Source organism: Thalassovita mediterranea (assembly GCA_019448215.1).
In the GTDB taxonomy this organism is placed as follows: domain Bacteria; phylum Pseudomonadota; class Alphaproteobacteria; order Caulobacterales; family Hyphomonadaceae; genus Henriciella.
Genome location: CP080408.1, coordinates 2,751,760 through 2,772,261 on the forward strand (window position 1 = coordinate 2,751,760; position 20,502 = coordinate 2,772,261).

The following is a 20,502-nucleotide window of genomic DNA, read 5'->3' on the forward strand; positions in this document are numbered from 1 at the left end:
CAATCCAGCAATCCGGTTCGCGAAAGTCCCGTGACAAGACATTCGCCAAGCCGAGACCACTGACACCAAGCACTGGCAGGAGCGTCACGCCGATGAACAGCGGTAGCGCCCACCATCGTGTCCTCAAAGCAGCATGCTTTGCGGATGTTCGACATAGCGCTTGAAAGCGGCGAGCCATTTTGCGCCCTCAGCCCCGCCAATGACACGGTGGTCGCAGGACAGCGTGACCGTCATGACGGTCGCTGGCACGATTTCACCGGCGGCATCAACGACAGGGCGTTTCTCGCCTGCCCCGACAGACAGGATCATGCCTTCAGGCTGATTGATGATCGAGCCGAACGATTTGATGCCGAACATGCCGAGATTGGAAATCGAGAACGTACCGCCCGAATATTCCTGCGGCTTGAGCTTGCGTTCACGCGCGCGCTCCGCAAGGTCCTTCATCTCCCTTGAAATGGTGGCGAGGCCCTTGGTCTGCGCGTCGCGGATCACGGGCGTAATCAGCCCGCCATCGATCGCGACGGCGACCGAGACATGGGCCGACTTGTGGTAGGCGATGCCTTTGTCGGTGAAGCTTGCATTGCAGTCCGGCTCTGACATCAGCGCCAGGGCCGAAGCCTTGATTAGCATGTCGTTGACCGAGATCTTCACGCCTTCAGGTGCCGCTTCATTGATATCGGCGCGCGACGCCAGAAGCTTGTCGAGCTTGATATCCACGTTGAGCGGGAAATGCGGGATCTGCATGAAGCTCTGGGTCAGGCGCTTCGCCACCGTCTTGCGCATGCCGTCGAGCGGCTTCAGCTCATAGCTTTCAGGATCGTAGACACGGTCATCGAGCACCTGCGGCAGGATCAGTCCATCAGGCGCAGCTTTAGGCGTATCGGCTGGGGCGTCTGCCGCCTTCTTCTCGGAAGATGCCTGCTTCTTGCCGGGCTCTGCGGCCTCGACGTCTGCTTTCACGATCCGTCCGCGTGGGCCCGAGCCCTCAAGCGTGGAGAGATCAATATCACGCAGCGCTGCAATGCGGCGCGCTAGCGGGCTTGCCTTGATGCGGTCCTTGCCACTGCCGACATCGGCTAGCTTTGGCGATGTGCCTTCCAGCTCTTTGCGAAGGTCCTTGCCTTCGGCTTCGCGCGGCTTTTGGGCGCTTTCGCCGTTGGAGGTCGTGCGCTCGGCATTGCTCTTCTTAGGCTTTTCGTCGGGCGCCTTTTTCTCTTCAGACTTCGCAGGCTTTTCAGCCTCCTCGTCATCTTTGGAAGAGTTGTCGCTCTTCTCGCCGCCAGCAGCTTCCTCTTCCGGTGCTTCCACATCGTCCGGGTCTTCGCCCTCTTCAGCGAGCACGGCGATCACTGAATTGACCTTCACGCCTTCCGTGCCGGCTTCAACGACGATCTTGGCGATTGTGCCTTCATCGACGGCTTCGACTTCCATCGTCGCCTTGTCGGTCTCAATCTCCGCGATGACATCGCCCGAAGAGATCGTATCGCCTGGCTTCACCATCCAGCGGGCCAGCGTGCCTTCCTCCATCGTTGGAGAAAGTGCGGGCATGGTAATATTGATGGCCATTAGCTCTTGCCCTTGATCGTGGTGCCCGAGAGGTCTGGCGCATGGCGAAGCCGCTCGCCGATGCCGCCGAGGATCTGCTCCATGATCTCCTGCGCAGATGGACCGTCAGGATTTTCTTCTCGCAGCACGCGGGTCACATGTTTTGCGATGTCCGCCAGCATGAACCCCCACATTGGAGGCTCTTTTTCCGGGTCACCCGAGGCGCCGACCTTCAGGCTCACATGGTCCTGATTATTCGAAATCCAGAACCGGATCATTTCCTGCGCAAAGGCGTCCTGACGAATCGTGCCCGGCTTGGAGAGTTCTTTGTGATCACTTGACATAACACACCTGCTTGGCCGCCTTGATGATGTCTGCGGTGCCCGGAAGGCTCATGGCTTCGAGGTTCGCAGCGTATGGAAGCGGCACATCCTTCTGATGCACGCGGGTTGGAGGCGCATCGAGGTAATCGAACGCTTCGTTCACCACCGTTGCGCAGATTTCAGCGCCCACGCCCATGAAGCGCCAGCCTTCCTCACACGTCACGATGCGGTTGGTTTTCTTGACGCTTTCAATAACCGTAGCTGTATCCAGCGGACGCAGTGAGCGAAGGTCGATGACCTCTGCTTCAATGCCATCTTCTGCAAGCTTTTCAGCCGCCTGAAGCGCGAAGCCGACCATACGGGAGTGCGCAACCAGCGTCACATCCGTGCCTGGACGACGTACACGCGCCTTACCAATCGGCAGGACATAGTCCTCGATATCCGGGACCGGGAAGCTCTCGCCATAGAGCAGCTCATGCTCCAGGAAGACGACGGGGTTCGGGTCACGGATCGCCGCTTTGAGAAGGCCTTTCGCGTCAGCTGCATCATAAGGCGCCACGACTTTGAGGCCCGGCACATGCGCATACCAGGATGAGTAATCCTGGCTATGCTGGGCCGCGACGCGCGACGCCGCTCCATTCGGTCCGCGGAACACGATCGGGCAACCCATCTGACCGCCGGACATGTAGAGCGTCTTCGCTGCCGAGTTGATGATCTGGTCGATCGCCTGCATCGCAAAGTTGAACGTCATGAACTCGACGACAGGCTTGAGACCGCCAAAGGCCGCACCGACACCGAGACCAGCAAAGCCATGCTCCGTGATCGGCGTGTCGACGACGCGCTTGTCACCAAACTCCTGCAGCAGCTCACGGGTGACCTTGTAGGCACCCTGATACTCTGCGACCTCCTCACCCATGACGAAGACGGTCTCGTCGCGGCGCATCTCTTCTGCCATCGCATCGCGAAGTGCGTCGCGCACGCTCGTGTCGACGAAGTTTGTGCCCTCAGGCACGTCTGGATCCGTCAGAGAGTCTTCATCTGGTTTCGGCGGGGCAGACGCCCCCTCTTCTGCGGAACCGTCGTCACTTTCATTGCCATCACCTTCAGTCTCAGGCGCGTTCTTGGCTTCTGTCTGCGCCTTCGACGTCTTCTCGCTATCATCAGATGCGGGCGCATCATCAATATCGTCGGCGCTTTCGCCTTCCTCTGCGAGGCGTGCGATGACCGCATTCACCTTCACATTCTCTGTGCCCTCGGGCACGAGAATCTTGGCAAGCGTGCCTTCGTCGACGGCTTCGACTTCCATCGTCGCCTTATCCGTCTCGATCTCTGCGATGACGTCACCAGACGAAATCGTGTCGCCTTCCTTCTTGAGCCAGCGCGCGAGCGTGCCCTCTTCCATTGTCGGCGACAGGGCCGGCATCAGAACATCGATGGCCATCAGGCAGACTCCACTTCACGCAACACATCGGTCCAGAGCTCTTCCGGGTCCGGCTCAGGACTATCCAGGGAGAAATCCGCAGCTTCCTTCACGACTTCCTTGATCTCCTTGTCGAGATCCTTGAGCTCTTCCTCGGTCGCAATTTCCTGCTCCAGGATACGCCCCTTGAGGCCGTCAATCGGGTCGTGATGGGTGCGGATATCGTCAACTTCCTCGCGCTTGCGGTACTTTGCCGGGTCCGACATGGAGTGGCCGCGATAGCGATAGGTCTTCATTTCGAGAATGTATGGCCCCTTTCCAGAGCGGGCATACTTCACGGCCTTCTCGCCGGCTGCTTTCACCGCATAGACGTCCATGCCGTCGACTTCCTCGCCTTCAATCTCGAAGGAGATGCCGCGCTTGAATAGCTCGGTTTCGGCCGATGCGCGGGCAACGCTCGTGCCCATGGCATACTGGTTGTTTTCGATCACATAGACGACTGGCAGGTCCCAGAGGGATGCCATGTTGAAGCTCTCATAAACTTGGCCCTGGTTCGCCGCGCCGTCGCCGAAATAGGTCACGCAGATATTATCGGTTCCGCGATACTTGTTGGAGAAGCCAAGGCCCGTACCAATCGGCACCTGCGCACCAACAATGCCGTGTCCGCCGAAGAAGTTCTTCTCCCGCGAGAACATGTGCATCGAGCCGCCCTTGCCCTTTGAATAGCCGTCCTTGCGACCGGTCAGCTCTGCCATCACCCCTTTCGGGTCCATGTCGCAGGCGAGCATGTGTCCGTGGTCGCGGTAGCCGGTGACGATCTGGTCACCCTCTTTCAGACAGGCCTGCATGCCGGTGACGACAGCTTCCTGGCCGATATAGAGGTGGCAGAACCCGGCGATCTTGCCCATGCCATAAAGCTGACCTGCCCGTTCCTCGAACCGGCGGATCAATAGCATGTCACGATAGTATTTCAGCGCTTCGTCGCGCTTGAGCTTGGGTGGAGATTTGGAAGTCTTGCTTCTGGACGGCGTTTTGGCCATGAGGCCTCCCTTTATCAAGACCCCCTTATGTACCCCGAAACGGGCCTTCGTCCAGTTTTAGCACCTATGTCAAAATGCAGCCCCGGAGCTGTCATTTATGATAATAATCTCATTAGCATAGACGAGATTCAGGTCTTCACGAGCCATGATTTCAACGAGGTCGGGATCGACCCGGCCGGGCGTCAGGCGTGCAATGTCCCGGCGCAGCACGTCATTCGCTGCCGTGATGGCATCAAGCTCGGCCTGCTTTTCTGACAGTTCCTGTTGCAGATCGGTCCAGCGCCCGAGCCCCTGCTCACCCGCAAAGGCGTGATATGCGAAGTATGCGATCAGCGCGGAAAGGGCTGCTGCTGCATATTTGGGGGTCATAAAAGAAACCTCTGCCGACAAGCGAATCGGCAGAGGAATCCATTTGGGTAAATTTAATCTTAATGGCCGCGCCGCGCCCCTAGGCGTTGATGAGCGTACGCCCTGCATAGAGCGCTGCCGCACCTAGCTCTTCCTCAATGCGGATCAGCTGATTGTACTTGGCCAGACGGTCCGAACGCGACAGTGAACCGGTCTTGATCTGTCCACAGTTTACCGCAACGGCAAGGTCCGCAATCGTGTAGTCCTCGGTCTCACCGGAGCGGTGGGACATGACGGCCGTATAGGCGTGGCGATGCGCCAGCTCGACCGCGTCTAGCGTTTCAGACAGCGTGCCGATCTGGTTGACCTTTACGAGGATGGAATTCGCGGCGCCGCGCTCAAGGCCCTGGGCAAGGCGCTCTGGGTTGGTGACGAACAGGTCGTCGCCGACGAGCTGGCACTTGTCACCGACTGTCTCGGTCAGGATGCCCCAGCCGTCCCAGTCATCTTCTGCCATGCCGTCTTCGATCGAGATGATCGGATAGCGGTCAACAAGATCCTCAAGGTAGCGCGCCATGCCGGCCGCATCGAGCGTCTTGTTCTCGCCCTTCAGAATGTATTTGCCGTCCTTGTAGAACTCAGTCGAGGCGGCATCGAGCGCAAGCGCGACTTCGTCGCCCGGCGTGTAGCCCGCTTTCTCGATGGCCTTCATGATGTAGTCGATCGCCGCTTCGGTTGAGGAGATATCCGGCGCGAAACCGCCCTCATCACCCACAGCAGTATTGAAGCCGTCAGCGTGGAGCAGCTTCTTCAGCGACTGGAACACCTCGGACCCGACCTGGACCGCATGCGCGATGCTGTCTGCCGCGACCGGCATGATCATGAATTCCTGGATGTCGATTGGATTGTTCGCGTGCTCACCCCCGTTGATGATGTTCATCATCGGCGTTGGCAGGATGCGCGCGTTCGAACCACCAATATAGCGATAGAGCGGCAGGCCGCAGCTCTCGGCAGCCGCCTTGGCGACCGCCATGGAAACACCGAGGATCGCGTTTGCGCCGAGACGCTTCTTATTATCGGTGCCATCGAGCTCAATCATCAGCCCGTCAATCAGGCGCTGCTCGGTCGCATCGAGGCCGACAAGCTCATCATTGATTTCGCCATTCACGGCGTCGACAGCCTGATTGACGCCCTTGCCACCATATTCCTTGCCGCCATCGCGCAGCTCGTGGGCCTCATAGGCACCTGTGGAGGCACCCGATGGCACAGCGGCGCGGCCCGTGGAGCCGTCGTCCAGCGTCACATCGACTTCGACTGTCGGGTTGCCGCGGCTATCGAGGATCTGGCGGGCATAGATATCGACGATTTCGCTCATTGGGGCGCACTCTCTTTTTCGTCTTCAGCAGATATGACAACGCCCCCGGTCTCCCAGGGGCGTCATGTCGGTTACTTTGTGTCACCTCGCAGCGCAAGACTGCGCGTGGCGTTAGTCCTTAGGCTCAAGGATCTGGCGGCCACGATACACACCGGTCTTCAGATCGATGTGGTGCGGACGGCGCAGCTCGCCGGAATCCGCGTCTTCGATGAAGGTCGGGGTGGACAGACGGTCGTGGGCGCGGCGCATGTTGCGCTTGGACGGCGTCGTTTTTCGCTTAGGGACTGCCATGTTGTCGTTCCAGTTTATGTGTAGTGGGAACACTACGTGAAAATCAAACCGCGCGTATATCCGCGCGACTCGCCAATTGCAACCCGTCAGACGAGACGTGACTGCACTTTGGCTGCTTCAATGAAACTCGCAAAAAGCGGGTGTGGTTCGAAGGGCCGGGACTTCAGCTCAGGGTGGAACTGCACGCCGATAAACCACGGATGATCGTCCAGCTCGATGATCTCTGGAAGCAGACCGTCCGGCGACATGCCGGAGAAGCGGACGCCCGTTCCCTTCATCCGCTCAATATAAGAGCGGTTGACCTCATAACGATGACGGTGGCGTTCCGAAATCTCGGTCGTGCCATAGATTTCCGCGACCTTGCTGCCCGGCTCCAGAAGTGCCGGATAAGCGCCGAGACGCATCGTGCCGCCCTTGTCGGTACTTTCGTCGCGCGTGATCTTCTGATTGCCCTTGGTCCACTCTTCGATAAGGCCCACAACAGGCTCATCGGTCGGGCCGAACTCAGTGGTCGAGGCATTCTTGATATCAGCAAGATGGCGAGCCGCCTCAACGACCGAGAGCTGCATCCCGTAGCAGATACCAAAGCATGGAATGTTCTTTTCGCGGGCAAATTGCGCCGCTCTCATCTTGCCGTGCGCGCCGCGCTCCCCGAACCCGCCCGGCAGGAGGACGCCGTGTACACCGTCGAGAATATCGAGCGGATGGTGTTCGTCATCGAACTGTTCAGAATCGATCATCCGGACCTGCACACGAACCTTGTTGGCAAGGCCGCCATGAACCAGCGCTTCGGAGACTGACTTATAGGCGTCAGGCACATCAGTATATTTGCCGACAAGACCAATGCAGACTTCGCCGTCCGGATTATGGATCGTGTTGGCGATACCGTTCCAGCGCGTCAGGTCTGGCAGCGGCGCGTCATTAATGCGGAAGTGCCAGAGCACTTCGGTATCGAGGCCTTCAGCGTGATAGGCCGCAGGGACATCATAGATATGGCCAACGTCGCGTGCTTCGATGACGCTTGATGGGCGCACATTACAGAAGCTCGCAATCTTGCCCTTCTCATTCTCTGGGATCGGCCGGTCGCAGCGGCACAGCAAAATCTGTGGCTGGATACCGATGGAGCGCAGCTCTTTGACGGAGTGTTGCGTCGGCTTGGTCTTCATCTCGCCGGCAGCCGGAATGTAAGGCAGCAGCGTCAGGTGGATGAAGCAGGTGCGCTCTGGCCCAAGCTCCTGGCCGAGCTGACGGATGGCCTCGAAAAAAGGCAGACCCTCGATGTCGCCGACCGTACCGCCAATCTCACAGAGCACGAAATCCACATCCTCGCCGGGATCCGACAGGATGAAGTCCTTGATGGCGTCAGTAACGTGCGGGATGACCTGGATGGTCGCGCCGAGAAAATCGCCCCGGCGTTCCTTCTCGATGATCGACTGATAGATGCGGCCAGTCGTGATGTTGTCTGACTGGCGCGCCGACACGCCCGTGAAGCGCTCATAGTGACCGAGGTCGAGATCGGTTTCGGCGCCGTCATCAGTCACGAAGACCTCGCCATGCTGGCGCGGCGACATCGTACCTGGATCGACGTTGAGATACGGATCAAGTTTGCGCAGTCTCACCTTGTAGCCACGCGCCTGAAGGAGGGCGCCCATGGCCGCAGAAGCAATACCTTTACCCAGCGAGGAGACCACGCCGCCTGTGATGAAAATATAGCGGATCATGGGAAGTCAGTTTGCCCGATTCGCAGCATTGCGCACACGCGCAATGCCATTGCTATGAGTTAGGGCTGCGTCGGCGCGTCGGCCGTCTCTTCGCCCTGCTCTGTTACGTCGCTGCTCGCGTCACCTGTCGTGTCAGCTGGCACGTCAGCCGCAAGCGGGTCGCCAGAACCCTCTTCCGGCTCTGAAACCACCGGGTCGGTGTCCTGCTGGGATGGCAGGGTGACCGGGTCGTCATCCAGAAGCGGCGACGTCGGATCATCAAGATCAAAACCACCCGCTCCAGACCCACCGAACTCTTCATCGAGCGCGCGCTCAACGTCTGTGCGGTTGTCACCAAGGTGACGCGTCGTGATCGTGGTGAGGACGAGGCTGGTGATGAAGAAGATGGCGCCGAAAATGATCGTCGTGCGCACCAGGGCGCCTGCCGCACCGCGCCCGGACATGAGACCGCCGCCGCCACCGCCGCCGCCAACACCGAGAGCACCGCCCTCAGATTTCTGCATGAGAACGACGCCGACCAGAACAAGGCTGGCGAGTATGTGAATGACGAGAATTACGGTCATGGATCGTCCCTGAATATCTCAATCGCGCCCGATAGGCTTTTCAGACGCCAAGGCCAAGCCCTGAAGCTCACTTTGCGCTGATACAAGCGCCGTAAATGGCCAGAAAGTCATCCGCTTTCAAGCTTGCGCCACCAATGAGACCACCATCGACGTTTTTGACGGCGAGTAGTTCGCCAGCATTTCCGGGCTTCATGGACCCACCATAAAGTATGGGCGTGTCATTTGCCTGTCCCGGAAAGCGCTCGCCCAGGATTTCGCGAATCTTGTTGTGCACTTCTTCAACCTGCTCGACGGACGCGACCTTGCCGGTGCCGATTGCCCAGACGGGCTCATAGGCCACGACGAATGACTTGCCGAATGCGCCAACAGGGATCGAGCCGGCCAACTGGGTGGAAACAACTTCAATCGTCTGGCCAGCTTCACGCTCATCGAGGGTCTCGCCAATACAGATGATCGGTGTCAGCCCGGCGCGAAATGCTGCCTCAGCCTTTGCCGCAATCATTTCATTGCTCTCGCCATGATCTGCACGGCGCTCGGAATGGCCGACAATAATGTGGGTCGCGCCGAGATCGGCAATCATTTCTGCGGAGATGTCACCCGTATTCGCCCCGGAGACATTCGAATGACAGTCCTGTGCGCCGATTTTCAGGCGTGAACCAGACGCAGCATCAATCGATTTCGAAATCAGGGTAGCTGGCGGACAGATCAGGCAGTCCGCCACGTCTTCCAGCCCCTCCAGGCCTTTCGCAATCTGCGAAATGGTGTCGCTGTCACCAGACAGGCCATTCATTTTCCAGTTACCCGCAATCAAGGGCCTGACCATGCCGCTCTCCATCTCTTGCAACTCCCAGCGCGCTCGCCTAGCAAGCAGTTCGGCAGCTTACAAGGTAATAGGCGAGGCTATCGGCATATGCTGACCACGATCCGCAACATGCTCCGTTCCAAACTGGCGGGGCTTCTCTTCATTCTCATCATCGTCGCAATGGGTGCTTGGGGCGTGACGGACGTCTTCTCTGGCGGCATCGGCAATAACCTCGCATCAGCGGGCGATGTAGAGCTGACAGAGGCCCAGTTCGATCAGGAAGTCGAGCGCCAGTTGCGCACAGCCACGGATGATCGCGGCCGTGCTATCAGCAAGGCGCAAGCGACAGAACGCGGAATCATCGACCAGATATTCCAGGGCGAACTTTTCCAGACGACTGTGGCTGCCTATGCCGACAGCATCGGCGCGCGCGCGACGGATGAAGCGGTCATCGAAAACATCAGGCGGGACGAAGCTTTCCAGTCGGACACCGGCTCCTTTGACCCTGATCTTTACCGAGGCCTGTTGAACCAGAGCGGTTTCACGGCAACGAGCTTTGAAAATTTCCTACGGCGCGACCTCTCTATTGGTCGAATCAGGCGGTCAGTCGGCGCAGCGCTTGTCGCGCCTGACGCCGTGGTCCGCCTTCAGACGGCCTATTCTGGCGAGGAACGCAAAGCGCAGTGGTTCTTCCTGAGCTTTGACGACCTGCCGGATCCTGAGCCGATCACCGACGAAGAACTGACAGAGTTTTATAATGAGCGCCGCGACGCGCTTGAGAATCCGCAGCGCCGCCGGATCAGCCTGCTAGAGCTTAACGTCGACGACTTTCTCAATCAGTCGGAGTTCACCGAAGATGAGCTTCGTGCCTATTACGAGTCCGTCAAATCGCGGGAATATTCCGGTCCGGACACCCGCGCCTGGACGGAATTTGTCTTCTCAAGCGAGGAGGCAGCACGATCACAGCTTGGACGTATTGCGGGCGGCGCAGACCCCTCAACAATCGAAGGCCTCGTATCGTCCAGCGAGCGATCAGGTCTTGAAAGCTCAGTCTCCAACCAGTCGCTCGCCGAACGCCTCTTTGCGCCGTCAGCTTCCATTGGCGGGATTTTTGGTCCTTTTGAGTCCGGCCGCTTCTTCACCGTGGCACGCCTTGAAAGCATAACGCCGGGAGACGTCGAGCCTTTCGAAACTGTTCGCGAGGAGATTGTCGACACGCTGTCTCGTGAGCAGGCAGTTGGTCTCTACTACGACTCAATCACACGCCTCGATAATCTGATTGGTACAGGCGCAAGCCTCGAAGAGATCGGCCTTGACATGGGTACGCCTGTTCTCAGCTTTGCGCCGGTTGAGCGCTCGGGCGCCACTCGTGTCGGTCGTCCCATCACAGCCTTGCAGCGCGACCCGGCAATCCTTCAACGCGCTTTCGAACTGACCGAAGGCGGCAAGACCTCGCGCTTTGGCCAAGACGAGAGTTCATACATCCTGCGTGTCGACGAGATCATTGAACCATTCACCCCGGATCTTGAAGAGATCCGCGAGGACCTGCGCGTGGGGCTCGAAGCGCAGCGCCGCTCGACGGCACTCTCAGAGACTGCCGAAACCATCAAGCAGCGCGTTGAGAGCGGTGAAGTCACATTTGAGGACGCTGCCGCAGAATATGGCGCAGAACTCTCTGCGCCTGAGGTTCTTTTTACACGCGAACCGTCACCTGAGAGCGGCATTCCGCCCGCACTCGCAGGCGCTGTGTTCTCGCTTCGGGACGAAGGAAATGTCGTTACCGCTCCACTGCGGACCGGCGACTCGGTCGCGCTCATCCAGCTTGTAGAGATCGACCGCGTCGACATCACGTCCGATGAAGCTGCCATGACGGCGTCTCAGGAGCTGCAGGACTCAATCGGCAATGATCTTTTCGGTGCCTTCCTCGCTGGCATTCAGGAAGATGTCGATCTGCGCGTAAACCAGGACGCGCTTGCTTCCTACAAGGCGCGGGTCAATCCAGACACATGAGCCGGGACAGGCTGATCGTAAGACGGCGGATCGGCGATATCGAAACGCCGGTGTCGGCCATGCTCAAGCTTGGCGCCGACCAGGCCGGCTCATTCCTGTTTGAATCGATCCATGGCGGTGAGCGCCTTGGCCGCTACTCTTTCGTGGGCGTCGAACCTCTGCAATGGTTCCGCATCCTGAATGGGAAGCCAGAGCTTTCTGCGGATGCCGGTTTCAGCGCCCCTGAGACCCTCGACATGGAGCCCATCGAAGCCCTGCGCCACTTCGTTGAACTGGCAAAGGCCGAAACCGACGAGCCCGGACTGCCACCAATGGCCTCGGGCGCGTTCGGCTATATTGGCTACGATATGGTCCAGTATGTCGAGCCGGTTGAGATCACCGCACGTGATGACCTGAAGGTCGCAGAATGCGTGCTGGTCATTCCCGGTGTCGTGATCGTGTTCGACCACCTCTATCAGGAGCTGGTTCTTATCGGGCGCCATGCGCCGGGCAATGAGGCGGCCGCAAAGGCCCTTCTCGACCGCGTCGAGCAGCAGCTACAGAACGCAACGCCTATCTCTCCGCGGGACCAGTCAGCCGATGCACTGGAATTTACCTCAAACACTAGCAAGGAGCGATACTTCGAGATGGTGCGCGAGGCGGTGGAGTATTCCCGTGCGGGCGACACCTTCCAGATCGTTCCCAGCCAGCGATTCTCGGCGCCCTTCAAGCGCCAGTCGATCAGCCTATACCGGGCCCTTCGCAGGCTGAACCCGTCCGCGTTCATGTTTCATATGAATATGGGCGATGTCCGACTTATTGGCTCCAGTCCGGAAATCCTCGTGCGTCTGCGTGATGGCCGGGTCGCAATCCGTCCGATTGCAGGCACGCGGCCAAGGTCAGGCGACTCGGTTGAAGACGCCCGCCGGGCCGCAGACCTTCTTGCCGACGAGAAAGAATGTTCTGAGCACCTCATGCTGCTCGACCTTGGCCGCAATGATGTCGGCCGCGTTGCCGCCTATGGCAGCGTCGAGGTGAGCGAGCAGTTCATCGTCGAGCGCTATAGCCATGTGATGCACATTGTCAGCCATGTGGAAGGCAACCTCCGCGAAGGTCTGGATGCTGTTGACGCACTTCTGGCGGGCCTGCCTGCTGGCACCGTGTCCGGCGCCCCGAAGATCCGCGCCATGCAGATCATCGATCAGCTCGAGACGTCCCGACGCGGTATCTATGGCGGCGCTGTTGGTTATTTCGGCTGGAATGGCGACATGGACACATGCATCGCCCTGCGAACAGCCGTGCTCAAGGACGGACAGTTGCACATCCAGGCAGGCGGCGGCGTCGTCCTCGACAGTGATCCGCAATACGAGTTCGAGGAAACCGTCCATAAGGCGGGCGCCCTCAAACGTGCCGCCGATCTCGCGGCCATTTATGAGTTCGACCAATGATCCTCGTCATCGACAATTATGACAGCTTCACCTGGAATCTGGTCCACTATGTCGAGCAGGCAGGCGCGCGCACCCGTGTCGTGCGCAATGATGAGCTCACCGTCGATGAAGCGCTGGCGCTAAAGCCGTCGGGCGTGATCCTGTCGCCGGGCCCCTGCACGCCGCGTGAGGCGGGTATCTGCGTCGATTTCATCAAGCAGGCCCCTGATGATCTCCCAATCCTCGGTGTCTGTCTCGGCCACCAGTCCATCGGTGATGCCTATGGCGAACCGGTCGTCCAGGCCGGCGCCATCCTGCACGGTAAGGTCTCCACGATCCGCACGACGCAGACCGGCCTCTTCAAGGGGCTGCCTGAGAGGTATGAGGTCGTGCGCTACCATTCCCTCGCCATTCCGAAGGACCGCGTTCCGGATGTGCTCATCGCCGATGCGTGGACAGACGACGGTGAAATCATGGCCGTCCACCACCGCGACAAGCCGGTCTACGGCGTCCAGTTCCACCCGGAATCGATCCGCACCGAATACGGCTATGAATTGATCGAGAATTTCGTAGCGCTTACCAAATAGGCCGTGCTCGAACCCGGAGGATGAGATGGACCAGCTGACGAAGGACGCAGAAGCTCTCCTCGATGAGCTGAAGCCGCGTTCCCCTAGCGCCGCGCCCGGTCAGAACCTACTTCCCCCGCAAACCCGCTTTGACGTGCAGGGCCAATCGCTCTTAACGCCGGCCTGGCGGGCCGGTGACGGCGCCCCGACCCTCTTCGTGCATGGATGGGATGACACCCACCGCATCTGGCGCCGCTTTGCCATGGACTTCATCCAGAATGGCCGTCCAGCCCTGCTGATGGACCTGCCCGCGCATGGGGCCTCGACAGCCGAGACCTGCACTTGGCAGCTCGCTGGTCAGTCCGTCCTGGACCTCTGTACCGATCAGCAACCCATAGACGCCATCATCACCCATTCCTTCGGGTCGCTTGCGGCGGCGGACGCTATCTCGAAAGGCGCGCAAGCCGACTATCTCGTGATGATCGCGCCGCCGATCGAACATTGGAGTGAGCGCCAACGCCGCAAGGGCGTACCGGATGACGTGATCGCGCGTGCAGCTGAACTCCTCGCAGAGAGACAGGGCGAAGATCTCGGTCCTCCAGACCTGACCGCGCTTCTCGCCGATTTCAAAGGCCGCATCCTCCTCATCGGTTCTCATTCTGATGAGAGCTGCCCTGCCCCACCAATTGAAGCGCTGGGAGCATCAGTGGAAAATGCGGAAGTTCTGATCGTGGACGGTCTCAGCCACCGCGACCTTGCGCTCGATCCGGCCATCCTGTCGCAGATTACCGCATTTCTGGGCTACTAGAGACCAGCGCCGCTTGATCGCGGTGCGCATCGCCTCTATCGCGCTCAACACTAAGTGCTGGAAGACAGATGAATGACCCAATCGCTCAGTGACGCAATCAAGGCGCTCGCCCGATCTGAAGAGCTTCCTGTAGAGGTGCTCGAGGCTTCTTTTGATACGCTGCTGACCGGCGAAGGCACACCCGAGCAGGTGGGCGCTTTTCTGATGGGGCTGGCCGTTCGCGGCGAGACGTCGAATGAGCTCTTTGCGGGCGCAAAGGCGATGCGCCGGCACGCGCGCACGGTGAATGCAGCAGGCCCTGTCCTCGATACGTGTGGCACGGGCGGTCTTCCCTGGAAATCGCTCAACACGTCCACCGCAAGTGCGCTCGTCATCGCTGCCTGTGGTGGACGCGTCGCAAAGCACGGCAATCGCTCGGTGCCACCAAAGACCGGTTCAGCTGATGTGCTCGAAGCCCTGGGTGTCGAACTCGACATCACGGCACAGACATTCGAACGCTGTCTTGAAAAAGCTGGCGTCGGCTTCCTGTTTGCCCGCAGTCACCATTCAGCAATGCGCCATGTCGCGCCGATCCGTGCAAGCCTCGGCATCCGCACCATTTTCAATCTTCTCGGGCCCCTGTCGAACCCCGCCAACGCGACGCACCAGATCCTCGGTGTCTATGATGAGCGTTGGCTCGACCCCATGGCTGAAACCCTTCTCAAGCTCGGCATCGAAAAGGCATGGGTCGTTCACGGCGTCGATGGCATCGACGAGATCTCGATTTCCGGTGAGACGAAAGTCCGCGAAGTTGCTGACGGCCAGATCACCTCGCTCACAATAACACCGGCCGATGCAGGTCTAGACACCAGCCCCCTCTCCGCACTCGAAGGCGGCGCGCCTGATGACAATGCTGGGGCTATTCGCGACCTGCTTGAAGGCCGGCCCGGCCCGTTCCGCGACGTGGTCCTGCTCAACGCCTCGGCAGGCCTGACGCTACTTGGCATTGCGGACGATCTCCGCCACGGCGTTACGCTTGCGTCCGACGCCATCGATAGCGGCCGTGCACTCCACACTCTTTCTCTTCTGGCAGATATCAGCTCAGGGAAGGCTTCCTGATGGCAACCGCGCTCGACCGCATCATTAAATACAAGCGAGGCGAAGTCGCTGAACTGAAACGTCAGACGACGATGGACGCGCTTCTAAACGCTTCGAAGTCAGCGCCAACACCACGGGGTTTTGAGCGCCGCCTTGCCGAAGTGGCCTCAACCGGGAACGCCGCCTTGATCTGCGAACTCAAGCGCAAATCGCCATCCGCTGGCGATATCCTACCCGGGGCCGACCCAATCGCTATCGCACAGGAGTACGAGAGCGCCGGTGCGGCCTGTCTTTCAATACTGACGGACTATCCGAGCTTCGGCGGGTCGCTCGATGACCTTCGCGCCATCCGCGACGTGGTCAGCATTCCGCTGCTCCGCAAGGAATTCATGATCGACCCCATCCAGGTCGCAGAAGCGCGCGCCGCTGGCGCCGATGCAATTCTTGTGATCCTGTCCGCCGTCGATGATGCGCTGGCTACTGACCTGCTGGCCGCAACGTCTGAGCTTGGCATGGACGCTATCGTGGAAGTGCACGATGAGGACGAGCTCGCGCGCGCCAATGCGTTGGCGTGCTCTCTGGTGGGCGTCAACAATCGCGACCTTAAACGTATGGTGACGGACCTTTCAACGACTGAACGGCTTGCCCCACTGCTGGGCGGAGGAAAGACCCTCATTTCAGAAAGCGGTATTTCCAAACCCGAACACATCCAGCGTCTCGCAAAAAGCGGAGCACGGCGCTTCCTGATTGGTGAAAGCCTCATGAAAGCGCAAAACCGCACTGGCACCTGCGAAAATCTGAGAAAGTCTCTTGACGATTGACCTGAAACGGGAACGCATGTAGAACACATGTGAACAAACAGGTTTTTGATCCGGAGGCCAGAACGTGCTGACCAATAAACAGAAAGAGCTGCTGCTCTTCATCCATGAGCGAATCAAACGCGATGGGGTCTCACCTTCTTTCGACGAAATGAAGGAAGCGCTCAACCTCGCTTCCAAATCGGGTATTCACCGCCTGATCACGGCGCTTGAAGAGCGAGGCTTCATCAAACGGCTCGCGAACCGGGCACGTGCTCTTGAAGTCTTGAAGCTTCCGGATTCAGCGGCCCCTGCTGCGCCACCGCGCGGACGCCAGGTATTCCGTCCGAGTGTTGTCGGAAATGCGATGCCGGCGCCGGCAATGTCCGGCAAAACAATCCCTGTGCTTGGCCGCATCGCTGCCGGTGTTCCAATTGAAGCGATCCAGCACGAAACCAATCGCATTCATCCACCTGCCGACCTTCCGGAGGGCGACGAACATTTCGCGCTCGAGGTGAAGGGGGACTCCATGATCGATGCAGGCATCCATGATGGTGACCTCGTCATTCTGAAGCGCACCGAAGATGCCCATAGCGGGGACATCGTCGTGGCGCTGATCGACGAGGAAGAGGCGACGCTCAAACGTCTTCGCAAAAAGGGCGCATCAATCGCGCTTGAAGCGGCAAACCCGGCTTATGAGACCCGCATCTTCGGGCCGGACCGCGTGCGCATCCAGGGCCGTCTCGTCGCGCTCGTACGCCGGTACGACTAGTCGGTAAAAGCGTTTCCAGAACAAGGCTGCCATTTGCGCCTGCCGCAACGCATGGCGCTAATGTGCGTTCGACCGCTCCAGCTCCGGATCAGGCTGAGGCCGCCTGCCTCCTCTACGTCATTCCATATGATGACGCTTTCCGCCGCTGTGCAGAGTGTCTGACGATCCTCAGCAAGCAGCACATAGGCGGCATCTCGTATGCAGGAGGGTTCACCGTCGACGATGGCGATGAGGCCAGCAGCGGTGTTGAAACTACATGTCTTTCCGCGGCACTCATCGCCGGCTTCAAGATCGCCAAGCGTAAGCGGCGGCAAGCCATCGCCATTGGCGATGGAGAGTTTGTGCCATCCCATCCCTTCGTCGTGCACCAGCACCTGACCAGATGCAGACCAGTGAAGGATGATGGACGGCATGCTCATCCATACGATTGCGGCAGTCAGAACGGTCCCGGCAGTCGCGATGATGCGGTATAGCAGGCCTCGCACCAGACAGATTGCGATCAGCCCGACACTCAGTACGAGCAGAACACCTGCGGGCATCGGCTCCCTGATCATGAAATCACTGCCGGGCTGGTTTGATACCCAGTGAGCGATCGCCAGCACCTGTTCGAGCGACCAGCCGAACAGGCGAAGAAATGGCTCGTCCAACCCGATAGGCGCCGTCGCGAGCGCCAGTCCTGCCAGAGGCGCGCTGACGAACGTGATGATGGGCATGGCAAGAAGATTCGCCCAAAGCCCTCCCGGCGCCACACGGTCGAAATGATAGAGCGCGAATGGGGCAGTCGCCGCTGCCCCGACAATCGACGTCACCACAAGAGACTGCAGCGTGAATACGAACCCGTTGCTGGACGTCCTGTCGGCCTGGGTCTGACGTCTCTCCCGCCAGACAAGATAAGTGGCAATCAGCGCGCCCGTTGCAGCGAATGACATCTGGAAACCGGGTGTCATCACGCTATGAGGCTGGATAAGGATGACGGCTGCCATCGCGACGGCAAAGGAGCGAAAGCTGAGAGGCGATCGATCCAGAAGAATGGCCCCGAAGAAGACTGCGGCCATGATGAAGGCCCGCTGCGTCGAGATACTCGCGCCAGACAGCACGAGGTAAAGCGCCGTCATAGTCAGGGCGACGGCGGCTGCCGGCTTCTGAACGGGGACGCGCAACGCAAACCATTCCCAGAGCGACAGCACGCGGCGCACGCTGACATAGACAAGACCGCCAACAATCCCGAGGTGCAGGCCTGAGATCGCAAGCAAATGAGCAAGTCCTGCACGGCGCAGCGCCTCGACATCAGCCTGTTCCATGAAGCTGCGGTCGCCAGACGCCAGCGCTGCAGCAATCCCACCAGCGCGCTCACCAGCCGCATCCCTTACATGGATCGCGAGCGACCGGCGCATGATGCTTACCGTGCTGCTCAGCCTTTCCATGAAGCCCCGCTGCGCCCCAAGCGTCCCGCCCCGGCAACGCCCCTGCACATATCCGACCCCGTCCAGCCCATCAAAGAAGGCCTGCCGGTTGAAAGCATAGTCACCAGGCATGCCGGGCTGCGGCGGCGGCCTCAGAACAGCCCAGCAGCGCACAAAGCGTCCTGGCGCGACATTCAATGACAGGGAATGCGTGAGCCGGATACGTTTCGGAAGCCGCTCAGGATCGATGCCCCCGATCGCATGGACGTCGAGGCGCAAGCGCACGCCCTTCTCACCAGGCTCCACCGCGCTCACCCAGCCTTCAATCATGGTCGGGCCGATCATCTGCTGCACAGGCGGCGCTGGCCGGACCATCGTATGGATCTTAGACACCATCGAGCCGCACACAGCCCCCATGATCAGCATGAGTAAGAGGCGGAGCGCAAAGCCTTCTGCATGTCGAAGACCAAAGAATACAGCGCCGCTCGCCGCCGCCATCAGAGCAAGAAGAATGAGCAGCGGCGGCTCGAAAGGGACGGTAAAATAGACAATCGCACCGAGACAAAGTCCGAGTGCGAAATAGAGCGGGCCATTCAGAACGAGGTGTAAAACACGGCTCTCTGCAGAGCCTCCGCGAGGGAAATCAGCGCGCCTCTTGCCTGATGCCCTTTCAGAGTGTTCATGGCGCCCAGATACCTGATCAGAAGCAGAACCGGACAGTTTGTCAGACTGATGACGACGATAACGCGATTTGCCCCCTCCCCGACTGGCATGCTCCACATTGGCGGCGCACGCACAGCCCTTTTCAACTACTTGTTTGCACGCCGCAACCAGGGAAAATTCCTGCTGCGGATCGAGGATACCGACAAGGCGCGCTCCACCCAGGAAGCCGTCGACGCGATTCTCGACGGCATGAGCTGGCTCGGCCTCGACGCTGACGAGGCGCCGGTCTTCCAGAGCGCGCAGGCCGGACGCCATGTCGAATGCGCCGAGGCCATGGTCGCGAATGGCCGTGCCTTTCGTTGCTATGCGACCCCGGAAGAACTCCAGGCCCGCCGCGATGAAGGGGAAGCCGCTCGCGCCGCTGCGAAACAGGACGGCGTCAGCGAAGCCGACCGCCAGTCGCTACTACGCAAGGCTGAAGAACTGCTCGCTCCGTTCCGTTCGCCGTGGCGCGATGGCGGAGATGCGCCAGCACCGGACGCGCCCTACACAATCCGCCTGCGCGCGCCTGACGATGGTCAGATCATCGTACAGGACGGCGTCCAGGGCGAGGTAAAGGTCGCCGCGCGCGAGATCGATGACCTCATCCTGCTCCGCGCAGATGGCTCACCGACCTACATGCTGGCCGTCGTCGTCGACGACCATGATATGGGCGTCACCCATGTCATTCGCGGCGACGATCACCTGCGCAACACATTCCGCCAGATTCCGATCTACCAGGCGATGGACTGGGACGTGCCGAACTTCTCGCATGTGCCGATGATCCACGGCGATGATGGCGCCAAACTGTCAAAACGTCATGGCGCACTCAGCACGACCGCCTACCGCGATATGGGCTATCTGCCCGAAGCGCTGAACTCCTACCTCCTCCGTCTTGGCTGGAGCCATGGCGACGAAGAAATCTTCACGCTGGCGTCGGCAGCGAAGGTCTTTTCGATCGAGGCGATCAATCGCTCGCCTGCCCGGCTGGACCTTGCCAAGCTGAATGACGTCAACGCGCACTTCATCCGCGCCTGCGACGATGCGCGCCTTCTGACGCTTCTGAAGCCATGGCTCGAGGAAGCGAAGGGCGAGCCTCTGAACAACACGATTCTGGAGCGGATCACCGCCGCCCTTCCTTCCATGAAGGACCGCGGTGCGACCCTGCCAGAGCTGGCAGAGGCGTTCCGCTTCCTCTGGAGCGCCAATACCGACAATCTCAACAAGAAGGCCCGCAAGGCCCTCTCTGGTGACAGCCTCGAACGTCTTTCTGATTTGCGCCAAGCCATTGCCAATGTAGAGGAATGGCGCGATACCGCACTGCAACAGGCGTTACAGTCTTACTGCGCTGAAAACGAATTGTCCTTTGGCCAGATTGGCCCGCCCGTTCGTGCGGCCCTGACCGGAGGACTTCCTGCACCGGACCTCGCGCCGGTCATGGAATGGCTCGGCCGCAATGAGACCCTGTCACGCATTGATTTTCACCTCGCTCGCACTGACATGCAGAGTGAATAGACCGACACGGATGAGAGA

General features: G+C 59.7%; 19 protein-coding genes. 8 read left to right on the plus strand and 11 right to left on the minus strand.

Translation table 11 applies throughout. The annotated features are described in order from the left end of the window. Positions 1–123: 123 nt before the first annotated feature. From KUV46_13440 to tpiA, 10 genes are all read right to left on the minus strand, one after another. Positions 124–1,566, minus strand: coding sequence for a pyruvate dehydrogenase complex dihydrolipoamide acetyltransferase (locus tag KUV46_13440; GenBank protein ID QYJ00328.1), 1,443 nt, complete (start codon positions 1,564–1,566; stop codon positions 124–126). Then, on the minus strand, positions 1,566–1,889 hold the full coding sequence (locus KUV46_13445; GenBank protein ID QYJ00329.1) for a DUF5076 domain-containing protein: 324 nt from the start codon (positions 1,887–1,889) through the stop codon (positions 1,566–1,568). Before KUV46_13445 ends, KUV46_13440 begins: the two co-directional genes overlap by 1 nt. Further along, positions 1,879–3,309, minus strand: a complete 1,431-nt coding sequence (locus KUV46_13450) for a pyruvate dehydrogenase complex E1 component subunit beta (GenBank protein ID QYJ00330.1) — start codon at positions 3,307–3,309, stop codon at positions 1,879–1,881. Before KUV46_13450 ends, KUV46_13445 begins: the two co-directional genes overlap by 11 nt. After that, on the minus strand, positions 3,309–4,328 hold the full coding sequence (gene pdhA, locus KUV46_13455; protein ID QYJ00331.1) for a pyruvate dehydrogenase (acetyl-transferring) E1 component subunit alpha: 1,020 nt from the start codon (positions 4,326–4,328) through the stop codon (positions 3,309–3,311). Before pdhA ends, KUV46_13450 begins: the two co-directional genes overlap by 1 nt. A 69-nt stretch (positions 4,329–4,397) precedes the next feature. Beyond that, positions 4,398–4,805 (minus strand): septum formation initiator family protein, encoded by a 408-nt coding sequence (locus tag KUV46_13460; protein QYJ00332.1) that lies wholly within the window; start codon positions 4,803–4,805, stop codon positions 4,398–4,400. After that, complete coding sequence (gene eno, locus KUV46_13465) at positions 4,777–6,051, minus strand: phosphopyruvate hydratase (protein QYJ00333.1); 1,275 nt, start codon at positions 6,049–6,051, stop codon at positions 4,777–4,779. Before eno ends, KUV46_13460 begins: the two co-directional genes overlap by 29 nt. Positions 6,052–6,162: 111 nt before the next feature. After that, the gene (rpmF, locus tag KUV46_13470) at positions 6,163–6,342 is read right to left on the minus strand and encodes a 50S ribosomal protein L32 (GenBank protein QYJ00334.1); all 180 of its coding nucleotides are present in this window, start codon (positions 6,340–6,342) and stop codon (positions 6,163–6,165) included. A gap of 86 nt (positions 6,343–6,428) precedes the next feature. Beyond that, complete coding sequence (locus tag KUV46_13475; protein QYJ00335.1) at positions 6,429–8,063, minus strand: CTP synthase; 1,635 nt, start codon at positions 8,061–8,063, stop codon at positions 6,429–6,431. A gap of 59 nt (positions 8,064–8,122) precedes the next feature. After that, positions 8,123–8,626 (minus strand): preprotein translocase subunit SecG, encoded by a 504-nt coding sequence (gene secG / locus KUV46_13480; protein QYJ00336.1) that lies wholly within the window; start codon positions 8,624–8,626, stop codon positions 8,123–8,125. A gap of 67 nt (positions 8,627–8,693) precedes the next feature. Continuing rightward, on the minus strand, positions 8,694–9,449 hold the full coding sequence (gene tpiA, locus KUV46_13485; GenBank protein QYJ00337.1) for a triose-phosphate isomerase: 756 nt from the start codon (positions 9,447–9,449) through the stop codon (positions 8,694–8,696). 87 nt (positions 9,450–9,536) lie between these two features. On the opposite strand from tpiA, the gene KUV46_13490 reads away from it, so the two are divergent. The 7 genes from KUV46_13490 (at position 9,537) to lexA (ending at position 16,864) form a co-directional block, all read left to right on the plus strand. Continuing rightward, positions 9,537–11,438: a SurA N-terminal domain-containing protein gene (locus KUV46_13490; GenBank protein QYJ00338.1), complete on the plus strand. Its 1,902-nt coding sequence runs from the start codon at positions 9,537–9,539 to the stop codon at positions 11,436–11,438. Beyond that, on the plus strand, positions 11,435–12,865 hold the full coding sequence (trpE, locus tag KUV46_13495; protein QYJ00339.1) for an anthranilate synthase component I: 1,431 nt from the start codon (positions 11,435–11,437) through the stop codon (positions 12,863–12,865). The genes KUV46_13490 and trpE overlap by 4 nt, the downstream gene beginning before the upstream one ends. Continuing rightward, positions 12,862–13,431, plus strand: a complete 570-nt coding sequence (locus KUV46_13500; protein QYJ00340.1) for an aminodeoxychorismate/anthranilate synthase component II — start codon at positions 12,862–12,864, stop codon at positions 13,429–13,431. The genes trpE and KUV46_13500 overlap by 4 nt, the downstream gene beginning before the upstream one ends. Before the next feature lie 25 nt (positions 13,432–13,456). Beyond that, a complete protein-coding gene (locus KUV46_13505; GenBank protein QYJ00341.1) occupies positions 13,457–14,218 on the plus strand; it encodes an alpha/beta fold hydrolase in 762 nt (253 codons plus the stop codon). Positions 14,219–14,290: 72 nt separating this feature from the next. Next, positions 14,291–15,316 carry an anthranilate phosphoribosyltransferase gene (gene trpD, locus KUV46_13510; protein ID QYJ00342.1) on the plus strand — a complete coding sequence of 342 codons (1,026 nt, stop codon included), beginning with the start codon at positions 14,291–14,293 and terminating at the stop codon, positions 15,314–15,316. Further along, entirely contained in the window at positions 15,316–16,116 is an 801-nt protein-coding gene (gene trpC / locus KUV46_13515; protein ID QYJ00343.1) for an indole-3-glycerol phosphate synthase TrpC, read from the plus strand. The genes trpD and trpC overlap by 1 nt, the downstream gene beginning before the upstream one ends. Positions 16,117–16,180: 64 nt before the next feature. Then, positions 16,181–16,864: a transcriptional repressor LexA gene (gene lexA, locus KUV46_13520; protein QYJ00344.1), complete on the plus strand. Its 684-nt coding sequence runs from the start codon at positions 16,181–16,183 to the stop codon at positions 16,862–16,864. On the opposite strand, the gene KUV46_13525 is transcribed toward lexA, so the two are convergent. Further along, positions 16,861–18,765, minus strand: coding sequence for a ComEC family competence protein (locus tag KUV46_13525; protein QYJ00345.1), 1,905 nt, complete (start codon positions 18,763–18,765; stop codon positions 16,861–16,863). The genes lexA and KUV46_13525 overlap by 4 nt on opposite strands. A gap of 234 nt (positions 18,766–18,999) precedes the next feature. On the opposite strand from KUV46_13525, the gene gltX reads away from it, so the two are divergent. Continuing rightward, complete coding sequence (gltX, locus tag KUV46_13530) at positions 19,000–20,484, plus strand: glutamate--tRNA ligase (GenBank protein ID QYJ00346.1); 1,485 nt, start codon at positions 19,000–19,002, stop codon at positions 20,482–20,484. Positions 20,485–20,502 lie beyond the last annotated feature (18 nt).